The following is a 25,136-nucleotide window of genomic DNA, read 5'->3' on the forward strand; positions in this document are numbered from 1 at the left end:
AGGGTTCTCCCCTCATGCCTTTGGGGGTTCGCCTCGGCGAATCTTGTGTCACCGCAGGGGAAACACAAGAACTCGAAGGGGAAACCGAAATGATCCGCAACGCTCTGATCGCCGCCGCCGCTCTCACCGCCATCGCCGCTCCCGCCACCGCGGTCGCGGACCCGATCATCGGCACGCCGCCCCCGTGCGTCGGCGCCTCCGACCTGGCCGGTGCCGACTTCAACGTCAAGAAGTGCGGCGTCAGCGACGTGGATCAGCACCGGGCCGGCCTCGAGAACAACGGCGGCGCCTACTGCGGCCCCGCCTCCCTCTACAACGTCCTGCACTACTGGGGCCACGAGAAGGACGCCCCGGTCGGCTGGCTGACCACCAAGGTCGGCAACCTCGACCCGAAGGACCCGGCCGACTTCAGCGTCATCACGAACTCGATCGGGCGCATCGGCGTCGACGCGAAGTACAACGGCGGCACCAACCTCACGAACCTGCGCAAGGCGTGGGACATCGCCACCAAGCCCGCCCGCGACGCCGGCTGGACCACCTCCGCGGGCGCCGTGAGCACCCACGAGAACCCGGACTTCGCCGGTGAGCTCGCGAAGAAGCTCAACGAGGGCCCGCTGCAGCTCGTGTACGGCCGCTACAAGGCCGGCCCCACCACCGGTTCGCTGCAGCGCAGCGGTGGCCACATCATCACGGTGGTGTCCGCGACCGGCTCGTTCGGCGGCAGCACGATCCAGCTGAAGCTGGCCGACCCGGGCCGCGCCGGTGACAGCGGCCAGGGCAACTACCTCTACACGCAGTCCGCGTACGAGTCGCTCGACGTGACCCTGACCAAGCGGTCCATCAAGGAGTACGTGCCGGTCAAGGACGACGAGAACACCCGCGAGGACGAGTCGCTGGAGCCGGGCACGTACCGGACCGTGACGCGCTGGGAGCTCACCGGCCCGCGCTACGTCAGCGACACCACCCGTCAGATGGTCGAGGCCTTCAACTGGTTCGACATGGCCAAGTAGTTCTCGAGCAAGTGTGGGGCCGCACTCTTCATGGGTGCGGCCCCTTCGCCATAGCCTGGTTTCATGCACAGCCGCGATCGGGAAAGCACCCGCCGCCGGTTGCTGGACGCCGCGTTCGTCGAGTTCGCCGCCTACGGGATCGCCGGGGCTCGGATGGAACGCATCGCCCGCATAGCCCGGTGCTCCGCGGGCCTCGCCTACAACTACTACGGCGGCAAGGACGAGCTGTTCGACGCCGTCCAGTCGGAGGTGGCGGGCGCGGCGGCGGTGGAGTTCGACGCCCGCGACCTGCCTGGTTACGCGGGCCGGTTGTACGACCTGCAGCACCGGCACCCGGAGCTCGTGCGGCTCGCCACCTGGCAACAGCTGGAGCGGCGCGGCGGTGTCAGCCAGGCGGGTGACGTGGAGGCGATCCGGGCGGCTCAGGAGCTGGGGCTGGTGTCGTCGCGGTTCTCCGCCGAGCAGGTGTTGCGGCTGGTGCTCGCGATCGCGTCGATGTGGTCCGGCGGTACGGGGTCGCTCGACCACGGGGAACGGCGGCGGGCCGTCGAGGAGGCCGTGCGCCGGCTGGTGGAGCCGTAGGTCAGTCGGTGTCGGTGATGCAGAGGACGGTGATCTCCGCGTTGCCGAAGTCGGTCAGCACGTACGTGTGGTCCCACGCGACGTCGTGGAACCACGGGGTCCACGGTGCGCGGCTGGTGTGGAGGGTGAACTGCTCGTACCTGCTCTGCATCAGGGCCTCGACGGCCCCCACCGCGAGAGCCTTGGCCTCGTGGACAGGGCCCTCGTACGTCTTGTAGGCGCCGCCGAGCACGATCACCCCGGCCAGGGTGCCGTCCAGGCACAGCGTTCCGGCCCATTCCTGCCCGAGGCTCGACGTGTCGGGGCTCGGCGGGACCTGGAGCTCGGACAGTCCCTCCCGGACGGCGTCGTCGCCGAAGAAGACGCGGAGGAGTCCGTAGTCGTCGATCCGCTGCCGTGCCAGGAACCAGGCCGCGGTGTCCGAGTACTCGACCGCGCGCCAGCGGCTGACGAGGTGCCCGCCGTTGACGTGGGTGGCGGCCACCTGCTCCAGATACCGGTCCAGCGCCGGCTCCGCGAGGGGTACCTGTTCCCAGGCGAAGGACTTGCGCGAGTTGACGAGTTCCACGAAGTCCGGGCGGTCCTCGTCCTGGTCGATCTCGTTCCAGGACCGTGGCATGAACGAAGGTTAACCTGGGGGTATGCGTGTTCTCGTGGTTGCCGCTCCCCTGCTGGGTCACGTCTTTCCGTTGATGCCGCTGGCCCTGGAACTGCGTGCGGCGGGACACGAGGTCGTGGTCGCGACGGGTGGCGAGGCGCTGCGGGTCAGCGAGTCCGGTCTGCGGGTCGAGGACGTCGTGCCGGCGAACGTCCGCTTCGGACCGATCGCGCTGCGCATCATGCTCAAGCATCCGCTGGTGGCGCGCAGGGAGCTGCGGGGCAGCGGGCGGCTCGACTTCGTGTCGCGGCTGTTCTGCCAGGTCGGTGACGCGATGACCGGCCCGTTGCAGGCGTTCGCCCGGCAGTGGAAGCCGGACGTGGTCCTGCACGAACCGCTGGCCGCCGCCGGGTCCGCGCTCGGGGTGCCGTCGATCGTCCACGACGTGTCGCTGTTCGACGGGCTGGAGCTGACGGCCGCGGTCGGCGCGCGGATGAAGGCCGAAGTGCGCTCTCCCGCAACGGTTCTGCGCACCGCGCCGCGGTCCCTCATGGAGTTCCGGGTGGGGCAGCCGATGCGGTTCGTCGCCTACAGCGGTGACGGCGCGGTGCCCCGGTGGCTGGCCGAGCCGGCCGGCAAGCCGCGCATCCTGGTCAGCAGGAGCACGGCGCCCGGTCCTGGGTCCGGCCGGATGATGGAGGCCGTCGTCAAGGCGGCCGAGCAGGTCGACGCTGAGTTCGTGCTGGTCCGCCCTGACCGCACCGAGGGCCTGCCGGACAACGTCAGGACGGTCGGGTGGGTGCCCATTCCGCGCGTGCTGCCGTTCTGCGACGGGATCGTGCACCACGGCGGCGCGGGAACGTTGCTCGGCGCGTTCGCGGCGGGGGTGCCGCAGCTGGTCGAGCCGGGGCCCGGCGACCGGACCGTGCACGCGACGGCGGTCACCGGGCGGGGAGCCGGGATCGGGGCGGGGCCGCGGGAGATCACGCCGGCGCTGCTCACCCGGCTGATCGAGGACTCCAAGCTGCAACGGGCCGCCGGCGAGGTGGCCGAGGAGATCGCCGCGATGCCGTCCCCTGCCGAGGTGGCGCAGCGGTGGGAAAGTCTCCGCCACTGGGGTCACAATTCACAGGACTGACTCCCGGAGCAATAGGAGAGCACCTAATGTGGCCGGGTGCGCATTCTCTTCTCGAGCCTAGGCTCACACGGACACGTATATCCGATACTTCCGCTCGCGATCGCCGCGCGAGCGCAAGGACATGACGTTCTCTACGCCGTCGACCCGGGATTCCACGCGACAGTGGAAAAGCTGGGTTTCACGGTCGTGGACGCGGGCATCAGCATCTGGGACGCGTTCCGTCAGGCCAACGAGCTGCACGGCACGTCCGAGTTCCGGCGGGACATGTTGCGCCAGACGGCCGTCGACGCGTTCGGATCGTTGCTGCCCAGGGCCTTCGTGAACGATCTGGAGCCGGTGCTCGAGCGGGACAAGCCCGACCTGGTGGTCTTCGAGATCATCAACCCCGGCGCCGGCCTCGCCGCGATGCGCGCCGGGATTCCGGCGGTGTGCCACGGATTCGGCAAGATGGACGAGTCGCTCGTTCCGGAGGCGATGAGCGACCTCCTTTTGGAGTACGTCGCCGAGCTGGGGATCACTCTGCCTGATGGGCAGCATTACGGACTCGGATCGACTTATCTCGACGTCTTCCCGCCGTCTTTGCAGGACCTCGACTTTCTCTCGGACGTGGATCGAATTCCGATGCGGCCGGTTCCGTTCGCCGAACCGGGCGAATTGCCCGAATGGGTCGTGGCACACGAGCGGCCCCTGGTCTACCTGACGTTCGGCACCGCGTTCTCGAACCCGGACGTGCTCAGGACCGCCATCGCGGGGCTGTCCGGGGTGGACGCCGAGGTGCTCGTCGCGACCGGGCCGCAGGTCGCCCCGTCCGCGCTGACCGACGTGCCCGGCAACGTGCACGTGCTGCCGTGGGTGCCCCAGGCGGATCTGCTCGCGCACGCAGATCTCGTCGCGCACCACGGCGGCGCCGGCACCACGGTCGCCGCGATGACGTACGGCCTGCCGCAGCTCGTGCTGCCGCAGGGCGCCGACCAGTTCCGCAACGGCGAGATCGTCGCGGACACCCGCCTGGGCGCACAGCTCGTCGGCGAGGACTTCACCGCCGACGCCGTGCAGGAGACCGTGCGGAAGTTGTTGCAGGACAACAACGTGCGGGCCGCGACCACCGCCATCGCCGCGGAGATCGCCGCCATGCCGTCACCCGATGACGTGGTGCCGAAACTGGCCGAGCTGGCCGGCTGAGGAACGTGCGGACCGGTGCCTACTCGCTGGGCACCGGTTTCAACGCCGACAACGCCTCGTCCACGGTGTCGTACAGCGCGAGGACGTCGGCCACGCCCGTGACCTGCAACGGCCTCTTCACAGCGCGCTGCGGCGCCACGATGTGCAGCTTCTTGCCCTGCTCGTCGGCCAGCTCGTGCGCCGAGATCAGCGTGGAGATGCCGGTCGAGCCGAAGAAGCTGACCTGCGTCAGGTCGGCGACGAGCGCCGGACCCGCGGAGCCGAAGCCGAGCCGGACGGCGTCCAGCACTTCGTCGGCCGTGTCGACGTCGATTTCGCCTTCCACGGCGATGACCACCACTCCGGCCACCTCGGTGGCGCGAACTGTGAGCAGCGGCGATTCCTTGAACTGTTCTTCGTTCACCAGCACTCCCCGGTGGCCGAAGCGCACGAGACCGGACTCCGAGCACGCTGCTGAACCCGGCTACGTCCCCGACGTTACGGCCGTTGCCTCCCCATCACAACCTATTGCAGACCCAACCGTCTCACGGCGGCGACGAGCTCGGTGTTGCGCACCCCCTTGGCCAGGTAGTCGGTCACACCGGCGCGCCGCATCTCGTCGACGGCCCCCGCGTCGGTGTAGGCGGAGAACGCCAGGATCCGCGTGCCCGGAGCGCGCTGGACGATCTCGGCGGCCGCGGCGTGACCACCGCCGAACGGCATCCGCACGTCCAGCACGACCACCGCCGGCGCGTGCTGTTCGGCCAGGTCGACGGCTTCGCGGGCGTCGGCGGCGACCGCCACCACCTGCAGGTCGGGCTCGTCGTCGAGCACGTCCCGCAGGACGTCCCTGATCAGGGGATCGTCGTCGGCGATCAGCACCCGGACGATCACGGCCGCACGTCCGGCAGCCAGAACTCGACGACGGTGCCGCCGCCCTCGCGTGCCGTCACGGTGCACCAGCCCCCTGCCGTCTCCGCCCGCTCCCGCATCTCGATCAGGCCGAAGTGGCTCGCGCTCGGGTCGAGATCGGGGAGGCCGACGCCGTCGTCGCCCACCCTGACCAGGAAGCCGTGGTCCACAGTGGACAGGTCGAGGACGGTCGACGACGCGCGGGCGTGCTTGCGGACGTTGGTCAGCGCCTCCTGACAGATGCGGAAGACGGTGACGGCGGCGTCACCACCCGGTTCGCGTTCGAGGCCGTAGCGGATCTCGGCCACCATGGAGGTGTCGGCGAGATAGGCGGCGAGCGAGTCGCGCAGGCCCTGGCGCTCGATGCCGGGCGGGCGCACGCGGGACACCAGGTTGCGCAGCCTGCCGATGGTGGCGCGGACGGCCCCGTCGAGCTGGTCCACGGTGCCGCGGAACTCGTCGGGCAGCTTGCGGGCGAGCAGCTGCAGCCGCATGTCGACGGCGACCATGGCCTGGATCGTGTCGTCGTGGACGTCCCACGCGATGCGCTGCCGTTCCTGCTCCTGCGCCTCGACGAGGCGGGCGAGCAGCCTGCGCCGGTCGGTGAGCTGCTGCTCGGCCCGCCGCCGTTCGGTCATGTCGCGGGTAACCTTGCCGAACCCCCGCAGCTCGCCGGTGTCGTCGTGCAGCGCGGTGATGATCACGTTCGCCCAGAACCGGGTGCCGTCCTTGCGGACGCGCCAGCCCTCGTCCTCGATCGCGCCCTCGGCCAGCGCGACCCGCAGCTCCCAGGCGGGTTTGCCGCACTGGACGTCCTCCGGCGGGTAGAACGCCGAGAAGTGCTGCCCGATGATCTCCTCGGAGGTGTAGCCCTTGATCCGCTCGGCGCCCGCGTTCCAGCTCACGACGTGCCCGCCGGGGTCGAGCATGAAGATCGCGTAGTCCCGCACGCCGAGCACGAGCAACCTGAAGAGGTCGCTGTCGCGCCAGGCTTCCGGGTGCACGGCCTCATCATGGTGTCCAGGCCGTCAGCTCACACCAGACGACCTTCTGACCAGCGCGTTCGGCAACACCCCAGCACTTGCCGAGCGTGGCGACGAGCCGCAGGCCCCAGCCGCCTGCGCGCGGCTCGATGTGCGTGGCGTCGTCGACGACCTCGACCAGGATCTCGCGCTGGTCAGCGAGGATGTGCACGACGGGGCGGCCGCTGCCGTGACAGACCGCGTTGGTGGTGAGCTCGTTGACGATCACCACGACGTCCTCGTGGCTGCCGCGGTAACCGCAGTTCGCCATCGTGCGGCGAGCGAAGTCGCGGGCCAGTGCCACTCCGCCGCGCCGGTCGTTCTCCGGCAGCGAGAAGACCGCCTCGGTGAGCGAACTCGTGGCCACACTCGCACAGTGCGCCAACCGTGACGCCACGAGCAGACGCACGTGCCTCACACGGACTGGTGCACCTGCATCAGTCGAGGAGGCCTTCACGCCGTGCGATGGACACGGCTTCCAGCTTCGACCGCGCGCCGAGCTTGTCGAGCACGCGCTGCACGTGGTTGCGCGCCGTGTTGCGGGCGACGCCGAGCCTGGTGGAGATCTGCTCGGTGCCCGCGCCGTCCGCGAGCAGCAGCAACGTCTCCTGTTCGCGCGTGGTCAGCGTGGCGCCGGCGTGTTTCACCCGGCCCGTCAGCCGGTCCAGCACGCCGGACAGCAGTTTCTGGTCGAACACCGACTCGCCGGCGGCAACCCTGCGGACGGCCTCGACCAGCTCGTCCAGCCGTGCCGACTTGAGGATCAGCCCGGCACCGCCCGCTTCGGCGACGCGGGCGGCGACCGACGCGGTGGCATCACCGGTCAGCATCAGCACCTTGGCGCCGTCGCGCAGCAGTGCCGGGATCAGCGCGGTGCCGTCGCCGTCCGGAAGCCTGCGGTCGAGGAGGACCACGTCGGGCCTGCCGTGGCGGGTCTCGGCGAGCGCGGCCGCGGCGGTGGAGGCGCGGGCGATCACCTCGATCCCGGCGCGTTCCAGTGCCTGCCCGATCGCCTCGGCCACCATGTCGTGGTCCTCCACGAGAACCACTCTGGTCATGCACTTCACCCTACGGCGTACCGGAAATTCCGCGACCGTCCGAGCACGAACGACCGCACGTGCCCGAACACCTCCTCGTGCTGCTCCTCGACGCCGAGCCGCGGTGAGATCAGCTTGATCAGATGGCTCGCCCCGAACGCCCCGCCGAGCGGCAGGACGCCGACGAAGATCTCGGCACTGGAGTTCTCGGCGGCCTGCCTGACCTCGTGCAACGCCTCCAGCGGCAGGCCGGACAGCAGGACGTTGTCGCCCTGGTAGGTGTGCGGGGGCAGTGGTTTGCCCGCGGCCTGGGCGAACGGCTTCACGCCGAACTCCTCCTTCAGCCTCGGCGCGACGTGCAGGTGGCCGACGTCGAACGGTCGCGTGCTCGCGAACGTCACCCGCACGACGTCGCCGAGGGTGGTGAGCGCCGGTGTCACGTGGTCCGGCAGGTCCCACGCGTGGAACGCCTCGAAGACCTTCTTCGCGTGTTCGGCGGCGAAGAACATCTCGCCGGCGTGGACCTCCTCGATCGGCAGGAGCTCGAACTCCAGCGCGGTGACGACGTCGCCGACCTTCTCCGTCTTGCGGACGCGGTCGCTCGCGAAGCCGAACTCCCTTGCCAGCACGCTGAATCCGCCGCCGAGGGTGTAGCCGACGACGCCCACGTCGCTCGCGTCACCGCTCAGCGGGGCGAGGCCGTGCGGTGTCGCCTGCTCGATGACCTGCTGCCAGACCGCGCCCGCTTCTGCCCTGGCCGTGCGGGTCTCCGGGTCCACCACGACCTTGTTCATGCGCCTGGTGGAGATGAGGACACCGGTCGTCGCCGTGGTCAGGCCGTGGCCGGTCGTCTGGATCGCGTACTCGAGGCCGTGGGTCTCGGCGTGGCCGACGGCCTCCTCGACGTCCTGCGCGTTCTCCACGGCGAAGATCACCTGCGGCTCGTGGCGGAGTCCGGTCTGGAAACCGCTGCGTTCCTCGTGATAGCCGGGGTCTCCTGGGTAGAAAATTTGCATGAACACAGCCTTGCTGGCCTGCTGTTATATGTCCAAGATCTAGTTGTGCTGGCTTCTATACTCGTTGGTTATGGAGCTTCGGCAGCTGGAGTACTTCGTCGCGGTCGCGGAGTCGGGCTCGTTCACGCGGGCGGCGGAACGGGTGCACGTCGCGCAGCCGGGGGTCAGCGCGCAGATCCGGCGGCTGGAACGGGAGCTCGGGCACGACCTGCTGGACAGGTCGGGGCGCACCGTCACGCTGACCGACGTGGGTGCGGCCGTGCTGCCGCTGGCACGGGCGGCACTGGGGTCGGTGGAGTCGGCGCGGCGGACCGTGGAGGAGATGGCCGGGCTGGTGCGCGGCGCCGTGCGCGTCGGGATGGTCGTGTCGTGCGGGATCATGGACCTGCCCGAGCTGCTGTCGGGGTTCCACTCGTCGTTCCCCGCTGTCGAGATCACGCTGTCGGAGGCCAACTCCGACGCGCTGATTGCCTCCCTTGTGGACGGTCGCCTGGACTTCGCGCTGATCGGGTACGCGGGCGCCGAGCCGGAGGGGTTGTCCGTCCGGGTGCTCGCCGACGAACCGCTCGTGGCCGCGGTCTGCGCTTCGGATCCCTGGTACGGCAGGGAGTCCGTCCCGCTGGACGAGTTGCTGGAGCGCGGGTTGATCAGCCTGCCGCCGGGCACGGGGTTGCGCGGGGCGTTGGACGCCGCCTGTGGGACCCGGCGGCCGCGGATCGCGTTCGAGGCCTCCGCACCGCCGATGGTGGTCACGCTGGCGCAGCGCGGGCTCGGTCCGGCGATCCTGGCGCTGTCGATGGTGGGTGATCTGCACGCAGTGCGGATCACCGATCCCGTGCCGCACAGCAGGCTCGCCTTCGCGTGGCGCGCGGAGGGCCCGCACAGCCCGGCCGCGCGGGCGTTGATCGGGCTCGCGGAAAACCAGGTGACAACGGTCTAGACCGCCTGTCACGATCACCGCATGTTCCTGACGGCTGAGCACAACACGTACGCAGGTGTTCCTGCGGGCGCGCTCGCCGTTGCCTCGGCACAGCTGGCCGGCGCCCGACTCTGACCCTTCTCCAGTCCATCCTTCAGGACCACTGGAGGAGGGTTGTAGCGGTCCACGGTTCTGAGACACCAGCTGCACATCCTGAGGACACAGGGCAATGAAGCAAGAGTTCGTGCGCGCCAAGCCGCACCTCAACATCGGCACCATGGGGCACGTCGACCACGGCAAGACCACGCTGACCGCGGCCATCACCAAGGTTCTGTCCGAAAAGGACCCGACGGGCACGACCTTCACGGCGTTCGACCGGATCGACCGGGCGCCGGAGGAGCTGGCCCGCGGCATCACGATCAACATCGCGCACGTCGAGTACGAGACGCCCACGCGTCACTACGCGCACGTCGACATGCCCGGCCACGCCGACTACGTGAAGAACATGATCACGGGTGCGGCGCAGCTGGACGGCGCGATCCTCGTGGTGTCCGCGGAGGACGGCACGATGCCGCAGACGCGCGAACACGTGGTGCTGGCGCACCGAGTGGGCGTACCGCACGTGGTGGTGGCGCTGAACAAGGCCGACGCGGTGAGCGACCCGGAGCTGCTCGACCTGGTGGAGCTGGAGATCCGCGACCTGCTCTCCCAGTACGGCTTCGACGGCGACGCCACACCGGTCGTGCGGGTGTCCGGCCTGCGCGCGCTCCAGGGCGACCCGGAGTGGGTGGAGTCGGTGGTGGCGTTGCTCGACGCCGTCGACTCGCACGTGCCGGTGCCGGAACGCGACATCACCGGTCCGTTCCTGATGCCGATCGAGAACGTCCTGACCATCACCGGCCGCGGCACCGTCGTGACCGGCGCGGTGGAACGCGGCGTGCTCGGCCTGGGCGACCAGGTGGAGGTGCTCGGCCTCGGCGACGCGGTGTCGTCGGTGGCCACCGGCATCGAGACGTTCGGCAAGCCCATGCAGCAGGCCCAGGCGGGAGACAACGCCGCGATCCTGCTGCGCGGGGTGAAGCGCGGCGACGTCCGGCGCGGCCAGGTCCTGGCCCTGCCGGGCAGCGTCGCACCGCACACCCGGTTCCGCGCGACCGTGTACCTGCTCTCGCACGCCGAGGGCGGCAGGCACACCGGTATCGCGTCGAACTACCGCCCGCAGTTCCACTTCCGCACCGGCGACGTCGTCGGCGTGGTCGAGCTCGACAGGACGCTGGCCCTGCCAGGGGACACCGTCGAGGTCACGGTGGAGCTGGGCAAGGCGGTGGCGATGGACACCGGGCTGGGCTTCGCGATCCGCGAGGGCGGCAAGACCGTGGGGGCCGGCACGGTCGGCGAGATCCTCGCGTAGCGGTGACCACCAACCTCCGCCGGTTGCTTCGAGCGCCCAGGCGGGTGCATCGCGGCGCCGCCCCCGCACCCTCATATCGGACATATGGGGGTGCGGGGGCGGTGTCGTGAGGTGCCCTACTGGGTGCCCGAAGCAGCCGGTGGAGATTGTGGTCACCGCGCCCGGCGGCGGTGACGACCCGAGAAGGTGGTCGCGCTGCCTTGGAGAGCGCGGCGGGACGGACTGTCCCGCCGCGCTTTCGACATCGGTCGGTGCGTCGGTCCGACCTGTCACCGACCGAGTTCGGGGGAACCGGCTTCACCCTTGCCGGCACAGGACCGGATGCCCTGCGCCTCACCTCTCAAACATCGATCAACGGCACGACTTCCTTGGCCCAGAACTCGAAGAACTCCTCCTGCCGAGGCCCGATCTGCTGCACGTAGACCTCGTCGAACCCGGCCTCGGCGAACTCCCTGACCTTCTCCGCGTACTTCTCCGGATCAGGCCCGCACGGGATCGCCGAAGCGATCATCTCGGGCGTCACCAGCTCCGACGCCTGCTCGAAGTGGCGAGGCGTCGGCAGCACCTGCGCCAGCTCACCGGGCAACCCGTCGTTGGGCCACAACCGGTGCGCGGTGGCCACACCCTCCTCTTCGGACTCGGCGTAGCAGACCTTCAGCCCGCTCTGCGCCGGTCCGCGCCCGCCCTCGGCCCGGTACTGCTTCACCAGGTCGCCGGCAGGGCCGACGCTGACGTAGCCGTCGCCGCAGCGGGCCGCGAGCCGCACCGCCTTCGGGCCGAACGCCGAGACGTAGATCGGCACCGGGCGTTCGGGCACGGTGTAGAGGCGGGCGTTCTCGACGGTGTAGTGCTTGCCGTGGTGGGTGACCTCGTCGCCCTGGTGCAGCGTGCGGATGAGGCCGATCGCCTCCTCCAGCATCTCCAGCCGCACGTCGGCGGACGGCCAGCGGTCGCCCAGCACGTGTTCGTTCAGGGCCTCGCCGCTGCCCACGCCGAGCACGAAACGGCCCTCGGTCTGGACGGCGGCGGTGGCGGCTGCCTGCGCGATGACGGCCGGGTGGATGCGGACGATCGGACAGGTCACGGCCGTGGTGATCGGGAGCGTGACCGCTTCGGACAGCGCGCCGATCGTGCCCCAGACGAACGGCGACTGGCCCTGCTCGTCGTTCCACGGGTGGAAGTGGTCGGAGATCCACAGCGCCTCGAAGCCGTTGTCCGAGGCCATGCGCGCGTTGCGGACCAGGTCGCGCGGTCCGTGTTCTTCGGAGGAAAGGAAATAGCCGGTGATCACGGCAGCAACTCCTGGATCTTGGTCTTGAGGCCGCGCCGGAGCATGTCCCAGCCATCGGGGTCGCCGCGCAGCACCGCCTCGGTCATGTCCTTGATCTGCTCGAACGTCGCGTGCGGCGGGATGGGCGGCACGTTCGGGTCGCAGCGCACGTCGAGCACGGTCGAGCCGTCGAACGCGAGCGCGGTCTCCCACGCCGTGCCGAGCTGCGCCGGGTCGTTGACCTCGATGCCCTGCAGGCCGATCGACCGCGCGAAGGCGGCGTACGAGATGTCCGGAAGCGTCTGCGACTCCTCGAACTTCGGTGCGCCGCCCATCGCGCGCAGCTCCCACGTGACCTGGTTGAGGTCGTTGTTGTGGAAGACGCACACGACGCAACGGATGCCGTATCGCCGCAGTGTCAGCAATTCCGCCATGCCGTTCATCTGCATCGCGCCGTCGCCGACCAGCGCGATCAACGGCCGGTCGGGCTGCGCGAGGGCGGCACCCAGCGCGTACGGGACCGCGCAGCCCATCGTGGCCAGCGTGCCGGACAGCGTCGAGCGCACGTTGCCGCGGATCTTGAGCAGCCGCGCGTACCAGTTCGTCGCGGAACCCGAGTCCGCGGTGACGATCGCGTTGTGCGGCAGGCGTTTCGAGAGCTCCGAGACGATCCGCATCGGGTTGACCGGGTCGGCGGGCACCTGCGCCTGCCGTTCCACGACCTCCCACCAGCGCTCGACGTTCGACTCGATCGTCTCGCGCCACGAGCGGTCGGTCTTCTGCTCCAGCAACGGGATCAGCGCGCGCAACGTCTCCCGCGCGTCGCCGACCAGGTTGACCTCGGTCGGGTAGCGCATGCCGATCGCGCGGCCGTCGACGTCGATCTGCACGCCTCTGGCGGCACCGAACTTCGGCAGGAACTGGGAGTACGGGAAGTTCGACCCGATGATCAGCAACCGGTCGCAGTCGCGCATCATCTCGTACGACGGCCGGGTGCCGAGCAGTCCGATCGACCCCGTCACGTACGGCAGGTCGTCGGGCAGCACGTCCTTGCCCAGCAACGCCTTCGCGACGCCGGCGCCGGTCAGGTCGGCGACCGCGCGCACCTCCTCAGCCGCCAAGCGGGCGCCCTGACCGATCAGGATCGCGACCTTCTCGCCGCTGTTGAGCACCTCGGCCGCACGCCGGACGTCGTCCAGTGCGGGCACGACGGTCGACGACGGGCGGGACGGCGGACTCGACGGGACGTACTTGAACTCGTGCTTCGGCGCCGCGTACTCCTGCTCCTGCACGTCGTTCGGGATGATCAGCACGGCGGGCGCGCGATCGGCCGCGGCCGTGCGCATCGCCCGGTCCAGCGCGTTCGGCAGCTGTTCCGGCACCGTCACGTCGACCAGGTACGAGGCGACGTCGCGGAACAGCGAGTGCAGGTCGACCTCCTGCTGGTAGCTGCCGCCCTGCGCGGTGCGGGCGGTCTGGCCGACGATCGCGACGACCGGAACGTGGTCGAGCTTCGCGTCGTACAGGCCGTTGAGCAGGTGGATCGCGCCGGGACCGGAGGTCGCGAGGCAGACACCCACGTCGCCGCTGAACTTCGCGAAGCCGACCGCGGCGAACGCGGCCATCTCCTCGTGCCGGGTCTGGATGAACCGGGGATCGTTGTCCGCCTTGCCGAACGCGGCCACGATCCCGTTGATGCCGTCGCCCGGATAGGCGAACACCTGCTTGACACCCCAGTCGCGCAGGCGTTGGACGATGAACTCCCCGACGGTCATCAGGAGTTCCCTTCCAGCACGTAGACCGTGTAGGCGGAGCGGATGATCGGCTGCGCGACGTTGCGGACCCGCACCCCGCCGGGCGTCATGCCCTGCTCGGTGCCGAAGTGCGCGTGGCCGTGCACGGCGAGGTTCGTGCCGGTGGCGTCGATCGCCTCGCCCAGCAGGTACGAACCGAGGAACGGGTAGATCTCCGGCGGTTCGCCGCGCAACGTGTCCGGCACCGGCGCGTAGTGCGTCAGCGCGACCTTGATGTCGGTGTCCAGTTCGGACAGAGCGTCTTCGAGGTTCGCGGCGATGTCACAGGTGTGCTGGATGAACGCCTTCATCTCGCGCTCGCCGAACATGCTCCCGCACTTGCCCGCGAACCCGCCGCCGAACCCCTTCACACCCGCGATGCCGATCGAGCAGCCGTTCGCCCGGTGGGTGAACGTCGTGCCCTCCAGCACGTGGATGCCCTTGTCCTGCAACGTCTTGGTGACTTCGAGCGGCTTGTCGTCGTGGTGGTCGTGGTTGCCCAGCACGGCGACGACGGGCACCGGCAGGTCCGCGAACTCGTCGGCGACGACCTCGGCCTCGGCGACGGTGCCGTGCCGGGTCAGGTCACCGGCCAGCAGCAGGATGTCGGCGTGCTCGCCGACCTTCTCCAACGCCGGCCGCAGATGCCCGCGCATGTCCTCGCCGAGGTGGATGTCCCCGACCGCAGCCACTCGGATCATCGCAGGTCCTCCTCACCCTCCGGTTCGCCCGCAGGTGTCACGCGCACGTCGTTGAAGATCGTCAGTTCGGGGGCGGCCTCGTGCAGGACCTCCTCCAGCGCGGCACGGCGGTCCGCGCACGCCACGTCGCCGGAGAGCATCACGTGATCACCGCGCACGGTGACGCGCACGCCGAGCTCGGCCGTGCGCGGGTCCTCGGCCACCGCCCTACGCAGATTTGCCGCCAGGTACTGCTCGGAACTCATGATCACTCCCGATGATGTCCAGGCGTTCGATGAGGACCAGGAACGCCTCCGCGTAAGGAGAGTGCTTGGTCTCCTCGCGCACCTGTTCCCAGTCGATCTGTTCGCGCAACGCGCGGGCGAACGGCAGCAGCTCGCTGAAGTCGCAGCGGTGCCCGTCCAGCACGAGCAGCTTGCTGCTCAGCACGAACGTCGCCGGCATGACCGGCAGCATCACCGAGCCGACCGGCATCTCCTCCGCCATCGCGAGGACCTCGTCGGTCACCGGCCGCTCGTTGGGCCGGAACAACAGGTCCACCAGCGAATCGCCGTCGTAGACCTTCAGCAGCCAGTCCTCCGGCGGCTCCGCGCCGCGCAGTCCTTCCTCCACCAACACCCGCACGGCCTCGTTGACGTCCTGCTCCTTCACCAGAAGGTCGACGTCGTGCTCACTCACGGGCCCGCCTCGCGCATAACCGGCACAACCACCGGTCAGGGCGAACGGTATCTCCGCTCCACGTAAGACCTTCGCGACCTTGGTCAAGGTCATCAGCAGTTCGGCCTGCACGTCGCTCATGCACTCTCGACTACCCGCCGAGCCGCGATGTCAACCTCAGTCGGTGGCGAGCCGTGCGTGCGTCTCGGTGTCGTAGCGGACTCCGTCGTAGAGCAACCGCGCCCGTTCGACGCCCTCCACCGCGAAGCCCGCGCCCGTCGCGACGCGGCAGGAAGCGGGGTTGTCCAGGCGGTGCGCGATCTCCAGGCGGAACAGGCCGAGCTCGGAGAAGGCGAACTCGCTGACCTCGCGGCACGCCTTGGTCGCCAGTCCCTTGCCCCGCGCCTCTTCCCGAATCCAGTACGAGATCCACCCGGTCAGGTGGCGGCGCTCGACGCTCGACACGGCGATGTTGCCCACGGGCACGCCCTCGTGCAGCACGGCGAACGAGTAGGCGGTGTCCTCGTCGCGGCGGGACGCGAGCAGCGCGATCCACTCCTCGGCGTCGGCCAGCGAGTCGATCTGGGAGGTGAACTGCCGGTCCATCATCTCCTCGCCCGATGCCGCCAGGATGATCGGCGCGTCGTCCGGGGTCCAGGGCCTCAGCAGGGTGTCCACCTGTCCACTTTCTGAATTCGGCGGCCCGGCTGCAACTCGGAGGGGCACTCGCACGTCAGAAGGACAACCGGGACGAAGGAGAGCAGATGGTCATTCTCGGCTGGCGCACGACGATCGAGCAGCTGCGCATGCTGTCGCTGGTGTGCGGGCACTGCCACCACCAGTCGGCGCACAACCTGTTCCGCCGCTACACGAAGCCGACCATCTTCTTCATCCCGTTGTTCACCATCAGCAGCCGGTACGGACTGCAGTGCACGCTCTGCGGTGTCTCCTACGACATCAGCAAGATGCACGCCCATCAGCTGGTCTGACAGGCGGCACATCCGGGCGCGTGCTCGTCGGTGGTGACGCGCCCGCACTCCGGGCAGATCAGCTCGAGAAGGCAGGCCGGCTCAGCCTCAGGGACACGAGCGAGGTCCAGACCCAGCCGATCGTCGCGACCGCGTAGAGCAGCACCGTCCCGCCGGGGTTGCCCAGGAACGCCATCGGCACCATCAGGAGCACGCCCGTCAGGCCGCTCACCACCGCCAGCCATCCTCCGAGCGTACGCGCGAACACGAAGCACGCCCCGATCCAGCCGATCATCGCGAGCCCGAACGCGACCGCGTGCAACGCGCCGTGCCAGGAGAGTGCGGCGGGCGGGCCGTCCGGTGCTCCTGCGGGAAACCCCATCGCCGGATCGGCCACGAACACCCCGCCCAGGATCATCCCTGCCCCCATCAGGCCGATGAGCCTCGCTCCCCACTTCGAGTACTTCGCCATGCCCGTGGCCGCGACCAGGAACAACGCGCCGCTCACGATGAAGTTCGCGATCTGGATCCAGCCGAGCGAGCCCAGGCTGAGCATGCTGAACGGGTGCCGCGAGAGGTCGAAGCCCTCGCGGGTGAACGCCTGGGCGTACCCGACGACCAGGTAGAGCGGACCGGCGACGACACCACAGGCGATGCGGGACATGGCTTCCTCCAGAGGTTCGGTGTGACGGACACGGAACCACCGACAATATTTTTTGTCAAGACGAGTCGCGCTGTCTTGACGAAGAGAATCGTCGGGAGCAGGATGAGACCATCCACGAAGCCAGCGCAGGGAGAACCGATGGGCCACGAGTTCAAGAGCACCGACGAGATCGAGGTGCCGGCGTCGGTCGAGGACGTCTGGACGGCCATCGCGACGGGGCCGGGCATCGACTCGTGGTTCATGGGCCGCAACGAGGTCGCGAACGGCCAGGTCAAGATGGCCTTCGGCGGGTACGAGCCGACGAGTGAGATCGTCGCCTCCGAGCCGGGCCGCCACTTCGCGTACGACAGCGGCCAGGCGCCCGACGGCCGGTTCATCGCGTACGAGTTCCTCGTCGAGGGCCGCGAGCACAGCAGCACGGTGCTGCGGATGGTCACGAGCGGCTTCCTGCCCGGCGACGACTGGGCCGACGAGTTCGAGGCGATGACGCTCGGCGGCGCGCTGTTCCGGCGCACGCTGCTCGAGTACCTGACGCACTTCCCCGGCCGCACGGCCCGTCCGCTCACGGTCTTCGGGCCGATGATCAGCGACTGGGACGAGGCCTGGAAGAAGCTCGACGAGGCGATCGCGACCAGGCTCCCGGACGCCGTCGAGTTCCACCGCAACGCCCACACCCTCGCGCTGCGCACCGACCAGGGCATGTACCGGTTCATGCGCGGGTTCTTCGGTCCCGTCATCGCCGCACACAACGTCTTCGAGGGCGACGAGTCCGAACAGGACTGGCAGGACTTCCTCGACACCACCTTGGGAGAGCAGAAATGACGCGCTTCACGACTTCCGCCGACGGCACCGAGGTCGCGTACTCGATCACGGGCTCCGGGCCCGCGCTGGTCATCGTGGACGGCGCGATGTGCCACCGCATGTTCGGCCCGACCACCGAGCTGGCCTCGGTGCTGGACAAGAACTTCACGGTCTACACCTACGACCGGCGCGGCCGCGGCGAGACCGGTGACGGCGCGACGCCGTGGTCGCTGGAGCGCGAGGTCGAGGACATCGACGCCGTCATCAAGGAGGCCGGCGGTTCCGCGTTCGTCTTCGGCGTCTCCTCGGGCGCGGTGCTGGCCCTCGAAGCCGCGTCACGGCTGCCGGGCATCTCGCGGCTCGCGATCTACGAGGCGCCGTTCGTCGTGGACGACACGTACAAGCCGCGCCCCGCGGACATCGTGCGGCAGATGAACGACATGCTGGCCCGCGACGACCGTTCCGGCATGATCTCGACGTTCATGAAGATGGTGGGCGCACCCGGCTTCGGCGTCGCGATCATGAAGCTGACCCCGGTGTGGAAGAAGCTCAAGCTCGTCGCGCACACGCTGCCGTGGGACCTGACGATCCTCGGCGAGGACGGCCGCGGCTCGAAGCTGCCGGCGGACCGCTGGACCGTGAAGGTGCCGACGCTCGCGATGGACGGCGGCAAGAGCCCCGAGTACCTCCGCAACGCCATGAAGAACGTCTCGGAGGTGCTCGGGGCGGACACGGAGTACCGGACGCTGCCCGGTCAGACGCACATGTACAAGTCGTCGGTCATGGCGCCGGAGCTCGTGGAGTTCTTCTCACGGGCCCAGCGCACCGCCGGTCCCATCGCGTAACCGGCCACGACGAAGAGCCCGCCGACCGCGAGCCACCCGAGTGCTCCCCAGCCGAGCACGACGGTGGTGAGCAGTGCAGGGCCGACCATGCGCGCGACGGCCGTCCCGGTCGCGAAGAAGCCCTGGTACTGGCCCTGCCGGTCGGCGGGCGCGAGGAAGAAGCTGATCTCCCACGCCCCGGAGGCGAGCATCATCTCGCCGAGCACCTGCAGTGCGGCCGCAGCGATCAGCAGCGCCGCCACAGGCCAGGCGCCGAAGCTGAACGCCGTGGTGGCGAAGACCGCGCAGGACGCGAGCATGATCAGCCCGGAGTGCCTCACGAGCTTCGAGGCCTCGTTCAGACCGGTGGCGCGCCTGGCGATCCGGACCTGGAAGAGCACGACCGCCGCGGTGTTGAGGATCAGCAACCCGGCGGCGAGCCAGGTCGGCGCCTCGGTGCGCTGCACGATCCACAGCGGGATGATCAGGCTCAGCAGCGGCATGTAGAGCAGCATCACGGCGTTGATCAGCGTGATCAACGCGTACGGGCGGTCCTTGAGGACGTCGAACTTGCCCTTCGCCCTGGTCATCACGGTCTCGGGCAGCGTGCTCAGGACGATGGCCGCGATGAGGAACGCGACCACGTCGAGCACGAACACGGCCGTGTAGGCGATCTCGGTGCCGAGGTGCAGCGCGAACCCGCCCGCCGCCGCGCCGATCGCGATGCCCGCGTTGGCCGTGGACTGGATCCGCGCACGGACCCGTGTGCGTTCCTCCGGCGTGGTGAGGCCGGCGAGGAGTGCCTGCCTGGACGCCTGCAGACCGCTCTGGAAGCTCGCGTACAGGCACATGACCACCACGAACGCGGCGAAGTTCCTGGTGAAGAGCAGGATCGCGATGCTCGTGGCGGTGGCTGCGGCGAGCACGACCGCGGTGGTGCGCGGACCCAGGCGGTCGGCGAGGTGTCCCAGCGCGACGCCCGCGACGGCTCCGACACCCCACGCGAGGGTCAGAGCGAGGCCGACCCGCGCCGCGCTCAGGCCGACGATCTGCGTGAAGTAGAGGGCGGAGACGACGAGGAAACCGCCGTCGCCGATCGAGTTCGTCAGCTGCGCGTACGCGAGTCGCCTGGTCATGTCCTAGACCGTAGGGCGACTATTGGCCCTAGCCTTGGGACAAGGCTGCGCTTCGTTTCTGGGCCAATTTGTTCCCCGCCCAGGAGACCGCGTAGGCCAGCACACCGAAGACCACCGCGACGAACACGCAGGTCAGGAGCACCGTGCCGTAGCCGTTCTGGCGCGGGTCCATGAACGGGTAGGGGTACCAGCCGACGATCGGGCCCCTGACCAGCGTGTACACCAGGTAGGCGAGCGGGAACGACAGCCAGATCCACGCACGCCTGGTCCGCTCGGGCGCGAGCAGCCACTCCACGACCACGAGGATCGGGACGACCGTGTGCAGCACCCAGTTCGCGTAGGCCGGCGTCTGCACGTCGATGCCTTGCAGCAGCAGCCAGTACACGATGCCCGTCGTGGCCATGTAGAGCACCGCAGCGCCCCTGAGCTGCGCGGACACCGGGCCGAACACGCCCAGCAGCGCCACGACCGCCGCGAAGACGTTCGACAGCACGGTGAAGTAGCTGAGGTGGTTGGCCGGCTCGAACTTCTCCCCCAGCGTCACGACGAGGTACACCTCAGCCGAAAGCACCAGCAGGAACACGACCATCCGGAGCAGCTTGATCACGCACGCATTAGAACCCGGTTTCGTCAGGGGTGCATCCGGGCGCCCTTGAAGATCTTGTCGACGGCGTTCTTCTGGCCGTGCACCGCGATGCCGACGAGGTCGAGGTCCTGGGTGTGCACCTTGCGGACGGCCGCGCGGTTGTCGGCGTCGTTGCCGGTGGCGAACAGGTCCGCGGTGAAGATGCTCATCGGCTGGCTGCGGTTCAGCGCGCGTTCGTGGGCCTTCTTCAGCAGGTCCTGGTCGCCCTGCAGGACCACCACGGGCTGACCGAACATCGGCAGGTAGTGCACGTCGTCGGCATCGATGTAGGGCTCGCCCTTGAGCTCGGCGGGCAGCGCGCTGACGAGGAAGGCGGTGACGTTCAGCGCCTGCCACCCGGCCAGGTCGTCCCGCAGCAGCACAGCGATCTTGGTGTCGAACATGGACTCACGATCGCGGGCACCCGGCCTCGCGGTCTTGTACGTTCTTGACATGAGCGTCACGGCTTGGAAGCTGTGTTCGAAACGAGCAACCAGTTCAGATGGGGCCTGAGCGGAGCTCGGCCTGGCGGCCGGCCATCGAGGGCGTGAGGGAGGTCTTCCACGCCTCCTTCACCACGCACGTCTACCCCGCGCACACGCACGACGCGTGGACGTTGATGGTGCTCGACACCGGGGCCGTGCGGTACGAACTGGACCGTCACGAGCACGGCGCGCTGGTGGACGGTGTCACGCTGTTGCCGCCGCACGTGCCGCACGACGGCCGCTCCGCGCACCCGACCGGGTTCCACAAGCGCGTGCTGTACCTGGACGACTCGGTGCTGCCGTCCGGCCTGATCGGCAAGGCCGTCGACACCCCGATGCTGCCCGATCCGCTGCTGCGCCACCGGGTCCACCAGCTGCACCTCGCCCTGGACGAGCCGCTCGAGGCGTCGAGCAGGCTCGCGTTGATCACCGAACGCCTCACCCACCACTTCGCCGGCACCGCGCCCGTCGTGCACGCGGACCCGACGCTCGCCGACCGGTTGCGGCAACTGCTGGACGCCTCCCTCCCGGACGGGATCACCCTGTCCGAGGCGGCATCGCGGTTGCAGACCAGCCCGACGCACCTGGTGCGGGCGTTCAGCCGCCGGTTCGGGTTGCCGCCGCACCGCTATCTGACCGGGCGGCGAGTGGATCTCGCCCGCGGTTACCTGGTCGAGGGAAGGCCCGCCGCGGAGGTCGCGGTGCTGGCCGGGTTCCACGACCAGTCACATCTGACGCGCCACTTCCGCCGTGTCCTGGGTACGAGTCCCGGGCGCTTCGTACGCTGACACCGTGCACATCGGCATCCTCGGGCCAGTTGAAGCGCGCTCTCCCGACAGCAAGATCGCGGTGGGTGGCCCGCGGCCGCGCACCCTGCTGGCGCTGCTGGCGATGCGGGTGGGGGAAATCGTCCCGCTCGACCGCCTGGTGGACGAGCTCTACGGTGCCGAACCGCCGAACGATGCCGCGAACGCCTTGCAGGGACAGGTGTCGCGGCTGCGCCGGGCGCTCGGGGACACGTCGCTGATCGAGTTCCACCCGGCCGGGTACCGCCTGGCGTTGCCCGCCTCCCAGGTCGACGCGCACCGGTTCGCCGCGGTGGCGGCGGACGGCCGGCAGGCGTTGGAGCAGGGCGACCCGCAGGCGGCGGAATCCCTTTTGTCCGAAGCACTTCAGCTCTGGCGCGGCCCGGCGCTCGCCGACGTGGCGCTGCCGGACCACGCGACCCGCCTGGAAGAGCAACGCTCCGCCGTGGAGGGGTCGCTGACGGCCGCGCGGATCCGGCTCGGCAAGGCGGACGTCGCCGAGATCCAGGACCTGGTGCGGCGCACCCCGTTGGACGAACGCCTGCGCGGCTACCTGATGCAGGCGCTGAACCAGCAGGGCCGTCAGGCCGAGGCGTTGCAGGCGTTCGAGGACGCGCGCGCTCTGCTGGCCGACGAGCTGGGCACCGATCCGTCGCCCGAGCTGCGTGCCGTGCACCTGCAGATCCTGCGCGGCCAGACCCACCGCGAGCTCCCCGCCCAGCTGACGAACTTCGTGGGCAGGCAGGAAGAACTCGCGCGGATCGCCTCGCTCTCCTCGCGGCTCATCACGCTCACCGGCCCCGGCGGCGCGGGCAAGACCAGGCTCGCGCTGCAGGCAGCCGGTCCCGGCGCGATCTTCGTGGACCTGGCTCCCGCCAAGGACGTCGCGGCGGCGACGCTGCAGGCGTTGGGGCTCAAGGAGACCGTGCTGGAACCGGAGGACCGGCTGACGCTGGCGCTGCGCGAGCGCGACGCGTTGCTGATCCTGGACAACTGCGAGCACCTGATCGTCCAGGCCGCACAGCTGGCCGGGCTCCTGCTCAGCACGTGTCCATCGTTGCGGATCCTCGCCACGAGCCGGGAGGCGCTCGGCATCACCGGCGAGACGCTGTGCCCGGTGCCGCCGCTGGACCCCGAGCAGAGCGTGGCGCTGTTCGCCGACCGCGCCCGCCTGGTCAACCCCGCGTTCGTGCGCGACCGGCACACCGTCGACATCTGCCGGGAACTGGACGGCCTGCCGCTGGCGATCGAACTGGCCGCGGCGCGCACCCGCACGCTGACCACCGAGGAGATCGCCGACCGACTGAACGACCGCTTCCGCCTGCTCACCAAGGGAAACCGCGCCGCCGCACCCCGCCACCAGACCCTGCGCGCCGTCGTCGAGTGGTCATGGGACCTGCTGTCCGAGGACGAGCGCGACCTGGCCGCGTGCCTCGCGACGTTCAGCGGCGGGGCGACCCTGGAGGCCGTCGAGCAGGTCTGCCGGCACGACTTCGAGGTGCTGGAAGCGTTGGTGGACAAGTCCTTGGTGGAGGCGAACGACGGCCGCTACCGGATGCTGGAGACCATCCGCGAGTTCTGCTCGCAGCACCGGCGCGTCGACGCCGAGCACGCCACGTACTTCCAGGAGCTGGCCGGTCGCGCGGATCCCGAGCTGCGCCAACGGGATCAGGTGCGGTGGTTCACCCGGCTGACCGCGGAGCACGCGAACCTGATGCAGGCCCTCGACTGGACCACGTCGAACGAGCCGGCGCAGGCGTTGCGGCTCGTCCGCGATCTCGCCTGGTACTGGTACGTGAAGGGCAACCGCACGGAGGTCGAGGGAGCGGCACGGAAACTGCTGGCCCTGGTACCTGAAGAGTCCACAGAGGAGTACGTGATCCTGCTGGCCCTGGCCGATCCGGAACGCGTGCTGGGCAGGTTCGCCGGGCTGAGCGGCCCGATCAGGCAGCCGTTCGTGCTCATCGCGTGGGCGATGCTCTCCGGACCGCCCGACCCGGCCGCGGAGCGCACGCCGTTGCAGGACGAGGTCGAGCGCAGTGCGGACCCGTGGATCCAGGGCCTGATCGGCTTCAGCAACTCCTACACCGGCTGGACCGTGCGCGGCGACCGGCCGTTGGCGATCGCCCAGTCCCGCGAGGCGTTGAGGATCTTCCAGGACCTGGGCGAACGCTGGGGGTCCGCGCAGGTCCTGGACGTGCTGGCCACGCTGACCGAGGACCCGGCAGAGGCCCTCGCGCTGACGGACCAGGCACTGCGGGCCGTCGCCGAGCTGGGCGCACAGGAGGAACTCGCCGAGCTGCGGGGACGGCGTGCCGACCGGCTGCTCGACATCGACGAGGCCCAGGCCGAACGCGACTACCTGCAGGCGTTGGAGATGGCGACGCGGGCGGGCCTGGCCGCCACGCGGGCGCTCGCGAACACGGGCCTCGCCAAGATCTCCCAGCGCAGGGGCGACCTCGGGCGGGCGGAGGAGCTCCTGCTGGAGGCCCAGCAGGAGCTCGGGTTCGGGTGGATGCACGTGGCGGCGAAGGAACAGGTCGAGGCGGCGCTCAGTGAACTGGCTCGTACTCGGGAAGCTCGATCGCGGTAGCGGCCCGCAGATCCATCCGCGCGAACACCGGCATCTTGGGGAGCAGCCCGAACATCCGGTCCCGCACCCACATCCCGAGTCTGCTGCCGGGCGCGAGGAACGGCCCCGGGTTGCCCTGGCTGCCGCGCGCGTACGGTCCGATCAACGCCTCGTAGCGCGCGAAGGCGTTGCCTCCCAACGCCATCTCCCCCGCGAGGACGTAGGCGGAGACGACCGCGAGCCCGGTTCCCATGCCGCCCATGGTGGATCCGTAGCCGGCGTCACCGATCAACGTGACCCGCCCTGAGCTCACCGCCGGCATGCGCACCTGGCTGATGGAGTCGAAGTAGATGCCCGGCGCCACCACCTCGTCCGGCATCAGCTCGGGAGGGATCGGCGACTTGTACAGCAGCCACCCCGGCGAGGTCAGCACGCCCGGCGAGCAGGTCAGGTCCCGGTCGTCACCCTCCGCGTCCCAGATCGCGAAGTAGTACCCCTGGAACCTGGGCCGGTACTCGGGGAAGACCAGCCGCCGCACGCCGGACCGCATCCCGTCCGCGCCGATCACGAAGTCGAACCGCCTCGGCGCACCGTGCGCGAACGTCACGTCCACGCCGTCACCGTCGTCGTGCAGAGCGGTGATCCGGTCGCCGAACACGTACTCCACGTCAGCAGCGGTCAGCTCGTACAGCAGGCGCGACAGATCACCGCGCAGGATCTCCACGTCCCCGGCGGTGAACGACGCGGGCAGCCGTGCCCGCTCGCGTCCGTCGACGCCGCGGAACACCATGTCCCGCGGCGTGGTCTGCGCGGCGAACACCGCGTCGAGCACACCCATCCGCCTGAGCACGGACAGGTGCACCTCGCCGCGGAAGTCCACGGCCTGGCCGCCGTCGCGCAACGACGGCGCGCGTTCCACCACCACCGGGGAGAAACCGAAACGCCTCAGCCAGTGCGCGAGGGCGGGCCCGGCGATTCCCGCTCCCGAGATCAGTACGTCCATGCCGGGGATGCAACTCCGGTCCGCT

29 protein-coding genes are annotated in these 25,136 nt (G+C 69.6%); 11 read left to right on the forward strand and 18 right to left on the reverse strand.

Going from position 1 to position 25,136, the window contains the following annotated elements; translation table 11 throughout:
- The first annotated feature begins 89 nt into the window (after nucleotides 1-89).
- Both ACSHWB_RS07885 and ACSHWB_RS07890 read left to right on the forward strand, forming a co-directional pair.
- Nucleotides 90-1,010 (forward strand): hypothetical protein, encoded by a 921-nt coding sequence (locus ACSHWB_RS07885; protein ID WP_439661417.1) that lies wholly within the window; start codon nucleotides 90-92, stop codon nucleotides 1,008-1,010.
- Between the two features lie 63 nt (nucleotides 1,011-1,073).
- Nucleotides 1,074-1,592, forward strand: coding sequence for a TetR family transcriptional regulator (locus ACSHWB_RS07890; RefSeq protein ID WP_439661418.1), 519 nt, complete (start codon nucleotides 1,074-1,076; stop codon nucleotides 1,590-1,592).
- A 1-nt stretch (nucleotide 1,593) separates the two neighbouring features.
- Here the strand turns inward: ACSHWB_RS07890 and ACSHWB_RS07895 are convergent, their stop codons facing one another.
- Nucleotides 1,594-2,211, reverse strand: coding sequence for a hypothetical protein (locus ACSHWB_RS07895; protein ID WP_439661419.1), 618 nt, complete (start codon nucleotides 2,209-2,211; stop codon nucleotides 1,594-1,596).
- 22 nt (nucleotides 2,212-2,233) lie between these two features.
- Here ACSHWB_RS07895 and ACSHWB_RS07900 point away from each other — a divergent pair, with 22 nt between their 5' ends.
- Nucleotides 2,234-3,328 (forward strand): nucleotide disphospho-sugar-binding domain-containing protein, encoded by a 1,095-nt coding sequence (locus ACSHWB_RS07900; RefSeq protein WP_439661420.1) that lies wholly within the window; start codon nucleotides 2,234-2,236, stop codon nucleotides 3,326-3,328.
- Nucleotides 3,329-3,364: 36 nt separating this feature from the next.
- Nucleotides 3,365-4,510, forward strand: coding sequence for a glycosyltransferase (locus ACSHWB_RS07905; RefSeq protein ID WP_439661421.1), 1,146 nt, complete (start codon nucleotides 3,365-3,367; stop codon nucleotides 4,508-4,510).
- A 19-nt stretch (nucleotides 4,511-4,529) separates the two neighbouring features.
- Here the strand turns inward: ACSHWB_RS07905 and ACSHWB_RS07910 are convergent, their stop codons facing one another.
- The 6 genes from ACSHWB_RS07910 to ACSHWB_RS07935 form a co-directional block, all read right to left on the reverse strand.
- Entirely contained in the window at nucleotides 4,530-4,913 is a 384-nt protein-coding gene (locus ACSHWB_RS07910) for an STAS domain-containing protein (protein ID WP_439661422.1), read from the reverse strand.
- 101 nt (nucleotides 4,914-5,014) lie between these two features.
- Nucleotides 5,015-5,383 (reverse strand): response regulator, encoded by a 369-nt coding sequence (locus tag ACSHWB_RS07915; protein WP_439661423.1) that lies wholly within the window; start codon nucleotides 5,381-5,383, stop codon nucleotides 5,015-5,017.
- The gene (locus ACSHWB_RS07920; protein ID WP_439661424.1) at nucleotides 5,380-6,405 is read right to left on the reverse strand and encodes a PAS domain-containing sensor histidine kinase; all 1,026 of its coding nucleotides are present in this window, start codon (nucleotides 6,403-6,405) and stop codon (nucleotides 5,380-5,382) included. Before ACSHWB_RS07920 ends, ACSHWB_RS07915 begins: the two co-directional genes overlap by 4 nt.
- Nucleotides 6,406-6,412: 7 nt before the next feature.
- A complete protein-coding gene (locus ACSHWB_RS07925) occupies nucleotides 6,413-6,790 on the reverse strand; it encodes an ATP-binding protein (RefSeq protein WP_439661425.1) in 378 nt (125 codons plus the stop codon).
- A gap of 70 nt (nucleotides 6,791-6,860) precedes the next feature.
- Entirely contained in the window at nucleotides 6,861-7,481 is a 621-nt protein-coding gene (locus tag ACSHWB_RS07930; RefSeq protein ID WP_439661426.1) for a response regulator transcription factor, read from the reverse strand.
- A gap of 5 nt (nucleotides 7,482-7,486) precedes the next feature.
- Nucleotides 7,487-8,476, reverse strand: a complete 990-nt coding sequence (locus ACSHWB_RS07935) for an FAD-binding oxidoreductase (protein WP_439661427.1) — start codon at nucleotides 8,474-8,476, stop codon at nucleotides 7,487-7,489.
- A gap of 70 nt (nucleotides 8,477-8,546) precedes the next feature.
- On the opposite strand from ACSHWB_RS07935, the gene ACSHWB_RS07940 reads away from it, so the two are divergent.
- Together ACSHWB_RS07940 and tuf are read left to right on the forward strand one after the other, a co-directional pair.
- Nucleotides 8,547-9,416 (forward strand): LysR family transcriptional regulator, encoded by an 870-nt coding sequence (locus ACSHWB_RS07940; RefSeq protein WP_439661428.1) that lies wholly within the window; start codon nucleotides 8,547-8,549, stop codon nucleotides 9,414-9,416.
- 208 nt (nucleotides 9,417-9,624) lie between these two features.
- On the forward strand, nucleotides 9,625-10,806 hold the full coding sequence (gene tuf, locus ACSHWB_RS07945) for an elongation factor Tu (protein WP_439661429.1): 1,182 nt from the start codon (nucleotides 9,625-9,627) through the stop codon (nucleotides 10,804-10,806).
- 340 nt (nucleotides 10,807-11,146) lie between these two features.
- On the opposite strand, the gene ACSHWB_RS07950 is transcribed toward tuf, so the two are convergent.
- The 6 genes from ACSHWB_RS07950 to ACSHWB_RS07975 are packed head-to-tail and all read right to left on the reverse strand — an operon-like array spanning nucleotide 11,147 to nucleotide 15,905.
- Nucleotides 11,147-12,097, reverse strand: a complete 951-nt coding sequence (locus ACSHWB_RS07950) for a TIGR03557 family F420-dependent LLM class oxidoreductase (protein ID WP_439661430.1) — start codon at nucleotides 12,095-12,097, stop codon at nucleotides 11,147-11,149.
- Nucleotides 12,094-13,851 (reverse strand): thiamine pyrophosphate-requiring protein, encoded by a 1,758-nt coding sequence (locus ACSHWB_RS07955; protein ID WP_439661431.1) that lies wholly within the window; start codon nucleotides 13,849-13,851, stop codon nucleotides 12,094-12,096. The genes ACSHWB_RS07950 and ACSHWB_RS07955 overlap by 4 nt, the downstream gene beginning before the upstream one ends.
- Nucleotides 13,851-14,570: a metallophosphoesterase family protein gene (locus ACSHWB_RS07960; RefSeq protein WP_439661432.1), complete on the reverse strand. Its 720-nt coding sequence runs from the start codon at nucleotides 14,568-14,570 to the stop codon at nucleotides 13,851-13,853. The genes ACSHWB_RS07955 and ACSHWB_RS07960 overlap by 1 nt, the downstream gene beginning before the upstream one ends.
- Nucleotides 14,567-14,815: a BON domain-containing protein gene (locus tag ACSHWB_RS07965; protein WP_093592439.1), complete on the reverse strand. Its 249-nt coding sequence runs from the start codon at nucleotides 14,813-14,815 to the stop codon at nucleotides 14,567-14,569. The genes ACSHWB_RS07960 and ACSHWB_RS07965 overlap by 4 nt, the downstream gene beginning before the upstream one ends.
- Entirely contained in the window at nucleotides 14,778-15,368 is a 591-nt protein-coding gene (locus ACSHWB_RS07970) for a hypothetical protein (RefSeq protein ID WP_439661433.1), read from the reverse strand. Before ACSHWB_RS07970 ends, ACSHWB_RS07965 begins: the two co-directional genes overlap by 38 nt.
- A gap of 36 nt (nucleotides 15,369-15,404) precedes the next feature.
- The gene (locus tag ACSHWB_RS07975) at nucleotides 15,405-15,905 is read right to left on the reverse strand and encodes a GNAT family N-acetyltransferase (protein WP_439661434.1); all 501 of its coding nucleotides are present in this window, start codon (nucleotides 15,903-15,905) and stop codon (nucleotides 15,405-15,407) included.
- An 86-nt stretch (nucleotides 15,906-15,991) separates the two neighbouring features.
- Between ACSHWB_RS07975 and ACSHWB_RS07980 the strand changes: the two genes are divergently transcribed.
- Nucleotides 15,992-16,216 carry a zinc-ribbon domain-containing protein gene (locus ACSHWB_RS07980; protein ID WP_439661435.1) on the forward strand — a complete coding sequence of 75 codons (225 nt, stop codon included), beginning with the start codon at nucleotides 15,992-15,994 and terminating at the stop codon, nucleotides 16,214-16,216.
- A gap of 58 nt (nucleotides 16,217-16,274) precedes the next feature.
- On the opposite strand, the gene ACSHWB_RS07985 is transcribed toward ACSHWB_RS07980, so the two are convergent.
- Nucleotides 16,275-16,859 (reverse strand): DUF998 domain-containing protein, encoded by a 585-nt coding sequence (locus ACSHWB_RS07985; RefSeq protein ID WP_439661436.1) that lies wholly within the window; start codon nucleotides 16,857-16,859, stop codon nucleotides 16,275-16,277.
- Nucleotides 16,860-16,997: 138 nt separating this feature from the next.
- On the opposite strand from ACSHWB_RS07985, the gene ACSHWB_RS07990 reads away from it, so the two are divergent.
- Together ACSHWB_RS07990 and ACSHWB_RS07995 are read left to right on the forward strand one after the other, a co-directional pair.
- A complete protein-coding gene (locus tag ACSHWB_RS07990) occupies nucleotides 16,998-17,681 on the forward strand; it encodes an SRPBCC domain-containing protein (protein ID WP_439661437.1) in 684 nt (227 codons plus the stop codon).
- Nucleotides 17,678-18,505 carry an alpha/beta fold hydrolase gene (locus tag ACSHWB_RS07995; protein ID WP_439661438.1) on the forward strand — a complete coding sequence of 276 codons (828 nt, stop codon included), beginning with the start codon at nucleotides 17,678-17,680 and terminating at the stop codon, nucleotides 18,503-18,505. The genes ACSHWB_RS07990 and ACSHWB_RS07995 overlap by 4 nt, the downstream gene beginning before the upstream one ends.
- Here the strand turns inward: ACSHWB_RS07995 and ACSHWB_RS08000 are convergent.
- Genes ACSHWB_RS08000 through ACSHWB_RS08010 form a run of 3 tightly spaced genes read right to left on the reverse strand, consistent with a single transcriptional unit; the run spans nucleotide 18,415 to nucleotide 20,649 of the window.
- A complete protein-coding gene (locus ACSHWB_RS08000) occupies nucleotides 18,415-19,620 on the reverse strand; it encodes an MFS transporter (RefSeq protein WP_439661439.1) in 1,206 nt (401 codons plus the stop codon). The two genes, ACSHWB_RS07995 and ACSHWB_RS08000, sit on opposite strands and share 91 nt — an antisense overlap.
- A 28-nt stretch (nucleotides 19,621-19,648) precedes the next feature.
- Nucleotides 19,649-20,227 carry a Pr6Pr family membrane protein gene (locus ACSHWB_RS08005; RefSeq protein WP_439661440.1) on the reverse strand — a complete coding sequence of 193 codons (579 nt, stop codon included), beginning with the start codon at nucleotides 20,225-20,227 and terminating at the stop codon, nucleotides 19,649-19,651.
- Between the two features lie 23 nt (nucleotides 20,228-20,250).
- The gene (locus tag ACSHWB_RS08010; protein WP_439661441.1) at nucleotides 20,251-20,649 is read right to left on the reverse strand and encodes a DUF2000 family protein; all 399 of its coding nucleotides are present in this window, start codon (nucleotides 20,647-20,649) and stop codon (nucleotides 20,251-20,253) included.
- A 98-nt stretch (nucleotides 20,650-20,747) separates the two neighbouring features.
- Between ACSHWB_RS08010 and ACSHWB_RS08015 the strand changes: the two genes are divergently transcribed.
- Both ACSHWB_RS08015 and ACSHWB_RS08020 read left to right on the forward strand, forming a co-directional pair.
- Nucleotides 20,748-21,518, forward strand: a complete 771-nt coding sequence (locus ACSHWB_RS08015; RefSeq protein ID WP_439661442.1) for an AraC family transcriptional regulator — start codon at nucleotides 20,748-20,750, stop codon at nucleotides 21,516-21,518.
- A 4-nt stretch (nucleotides 21,519-21,522) separates the two neighbouring features.
- Nucleotides 21,523-24,129, forward strand: coding sequence for a BTAD domain-containing putative transcriptional regulator (locus tag ACSHWB_RS08020; protein WP_439661443.1), 2,607 nt, complete (start codon nucleotides 21,523-21,525; stop codon nucleotides 24,127-24,129).
- Here ACSHWB_RS08020 and ACSHWB_RS08025 read toward each other — a convergent pair.
- A complete protein-coding gene (locus tag ACSHWB_RS08025; protein WP_439661444.1) occupies nucleotides 24,089-25,111 on the reverse strand; it encodes an FAD-dependent monooxygenase in 1,023 nt (340 codons plus the stop codon). The two genes, ACSHWB_RS08020 and ACSHWB_RS08025, sit on opposite strands and share 41 nt — an antisense overlap.
- Nucleotides 25,112-25,136: the final 25 nt, after the last annotated feature.

The sequence above is a fragment of the Lentzea sp. HUAS TT2 genome (assembly GCF_051853195.1).
Lineage (GTDB): Bacteria > Actinomycetota > Actinomycetes > Mycobacteriales > Pseudonocardiaceae > Lentzea.

What these genes read in the sequence shown, in the direction of transcription:
- ACSHWB_RS07970 (WP_439661433.1), bottom strand. Translation starts at nt 15,368, where the DNA reads ATGAGCGACGTGCAGGCCGAACTGCTGATGACCTTGACCAAGGTCGCG.
- ACSHWB_RS07940 (WP_439661428.1), top strand. Translation starts at nt 8,547, where the DNA reads ATGGAGCTTCGGCAGCTGGAGTACTTCGTCGCGGTCGCGGAGTCGGGC.
- ACSHWB_RS08025 (WP_439661444.1), bottom strand. Translation starts at nt 25,111, where the DNA reads ATGGACGTACTGATCTCGGGAGCGGGAATCGCCGGGCCCGCCCTCGCG.
- ACSHWB_RS07895 (WP_439661419.1), bottom strand. Translation starts at nt 2,211, where the DNA reads ATGCCACGGTCCTGGAACGAGATCGACCAGGACGAGGACCGCCCGGAC.
- ACSHWB_RS07955 (WP_439661431.1), bottom strand. Translation starts at nt 13,851, where the DNA reads ATGACCGTCGGGGAGTTCATCGTCCAACGCCTGCGCGACTGGGGTGTC.
- ACSHWB_RS07965 (WP_093592439.1), bottom strand. Translation starts at nt 14,815, where the DNA reads ATGAGTTCCGAGCAGTACCTGGCGGCAAATCTGCGTAGGGCGGTGGCC.
- ACSHWB_RS07900 (WP_439661420.1), top strand. Translation starts at nt 2,234, where the DNA reads ATGCGTGTTCTCGTGGTTGCCGCTCCCCTGCTGGGTCACGTCTTTCCG.
- ACSHWB_RS07985 (WP_439661436.1), bottom strand. Translation starts at nt 16,859, where the DNA reads ATGTCCCGCATCGCCTGTGGTGTCGTCGCCGGTCCGCTCTACCTGGTC.
- ACSHWB_RS07995 (WP_439661438.1), top strand. Translation starts at nt 17,678, where the DNA reads ATGACGCGCTTCACGACTTCCGCCGACGGCACCGAGGTCGCGTACTCG.
- tuf (WP_439661429.1), top strand. Translation starts at nt 9,625, where the DNA reads ATGAAGCAAGAGTTCGTGCGCGCCAAGCCGCACCTCAACATCGGCACC.
- ACSHWB_RS07890 (WP_439661418.1), top strand. Translation starts at nt 1,074, where the DNA reads ATGCACAGCCGCGATCGGGAAAGCACCCGCCGCCGGTTGCTGGACGCC.
- ACSHWB_RS07990 (WP_439661437.1), top strand. Translation starts at nt 16,998, where the DNA reads ATGGGCCACGAGTTCAAGAGCACCGACGAGATCGAGGTGCCGGCGTCG.
- ACSHWB_RS08015 (WP_439661442.1), top strand. Translation starts at nt 20,748, where the DNA reads ATGGGGCCTGAGCGGAGCTCGGCCTGGCGGCCGGCCATCGAGGGCGTG.
- ACSHWB_RS07935 (WP_439661427.1), bottom strand. Translation starts at nt 8,476, where the DNA reads ATGCAAATTTTCTACCCAGGAGACCCCGGCTATCACGAGGAACGCAGC.
- ACSHWB_RS07960 (WP_439661432.1), bottom strand. Translation starts at nt 14,570, where the DNA reads ATGATCCGAGTGGCTGCGGTCGGGGACATCCACCTCGGCGAGGACATG.
- ACSHWB_RS08010 (WP_439661441.1), bottom strand. Translation starts at nt 20,649, where the DNA reads ATGTTCGACACCAAGATCGCTGTGCTGCTGCGGGACGACCTGGCCGGG.
- ACSHWB_RS07980 (WP_439661435.1), top strand. Translation starts at nt 15,992, where the DNA reads ATGGTCATTCTCGGCTGGCGCACGACGATCGAGCAGCTGCGCATGCTG.
- ACSHWB_RS07885 (WP_439661417.1), top strand. Translation starts at nt 90, where the DNA reads ATGATCCGCAACGCTCTGATCGCCGCCGCCGCTCTCACCGCCATCGCC.
- ACSHWB_RS08000 (WP_439661439.1), bottom strand. Translation starts at nt 19,620, where the DNA reads ATGACCAGGCGACTCGCGTACGCGCAGCTGACGAACTCGATCGGCGAC.
- ACSHWB_RS07930 (WP_439661426.1), bottom strand. Translation starts at nt 7,481, where the DNA reads ATGACCAGAGTGGTTCTCGTGGAGGACCACGACATGGTGGCCGAGGCG.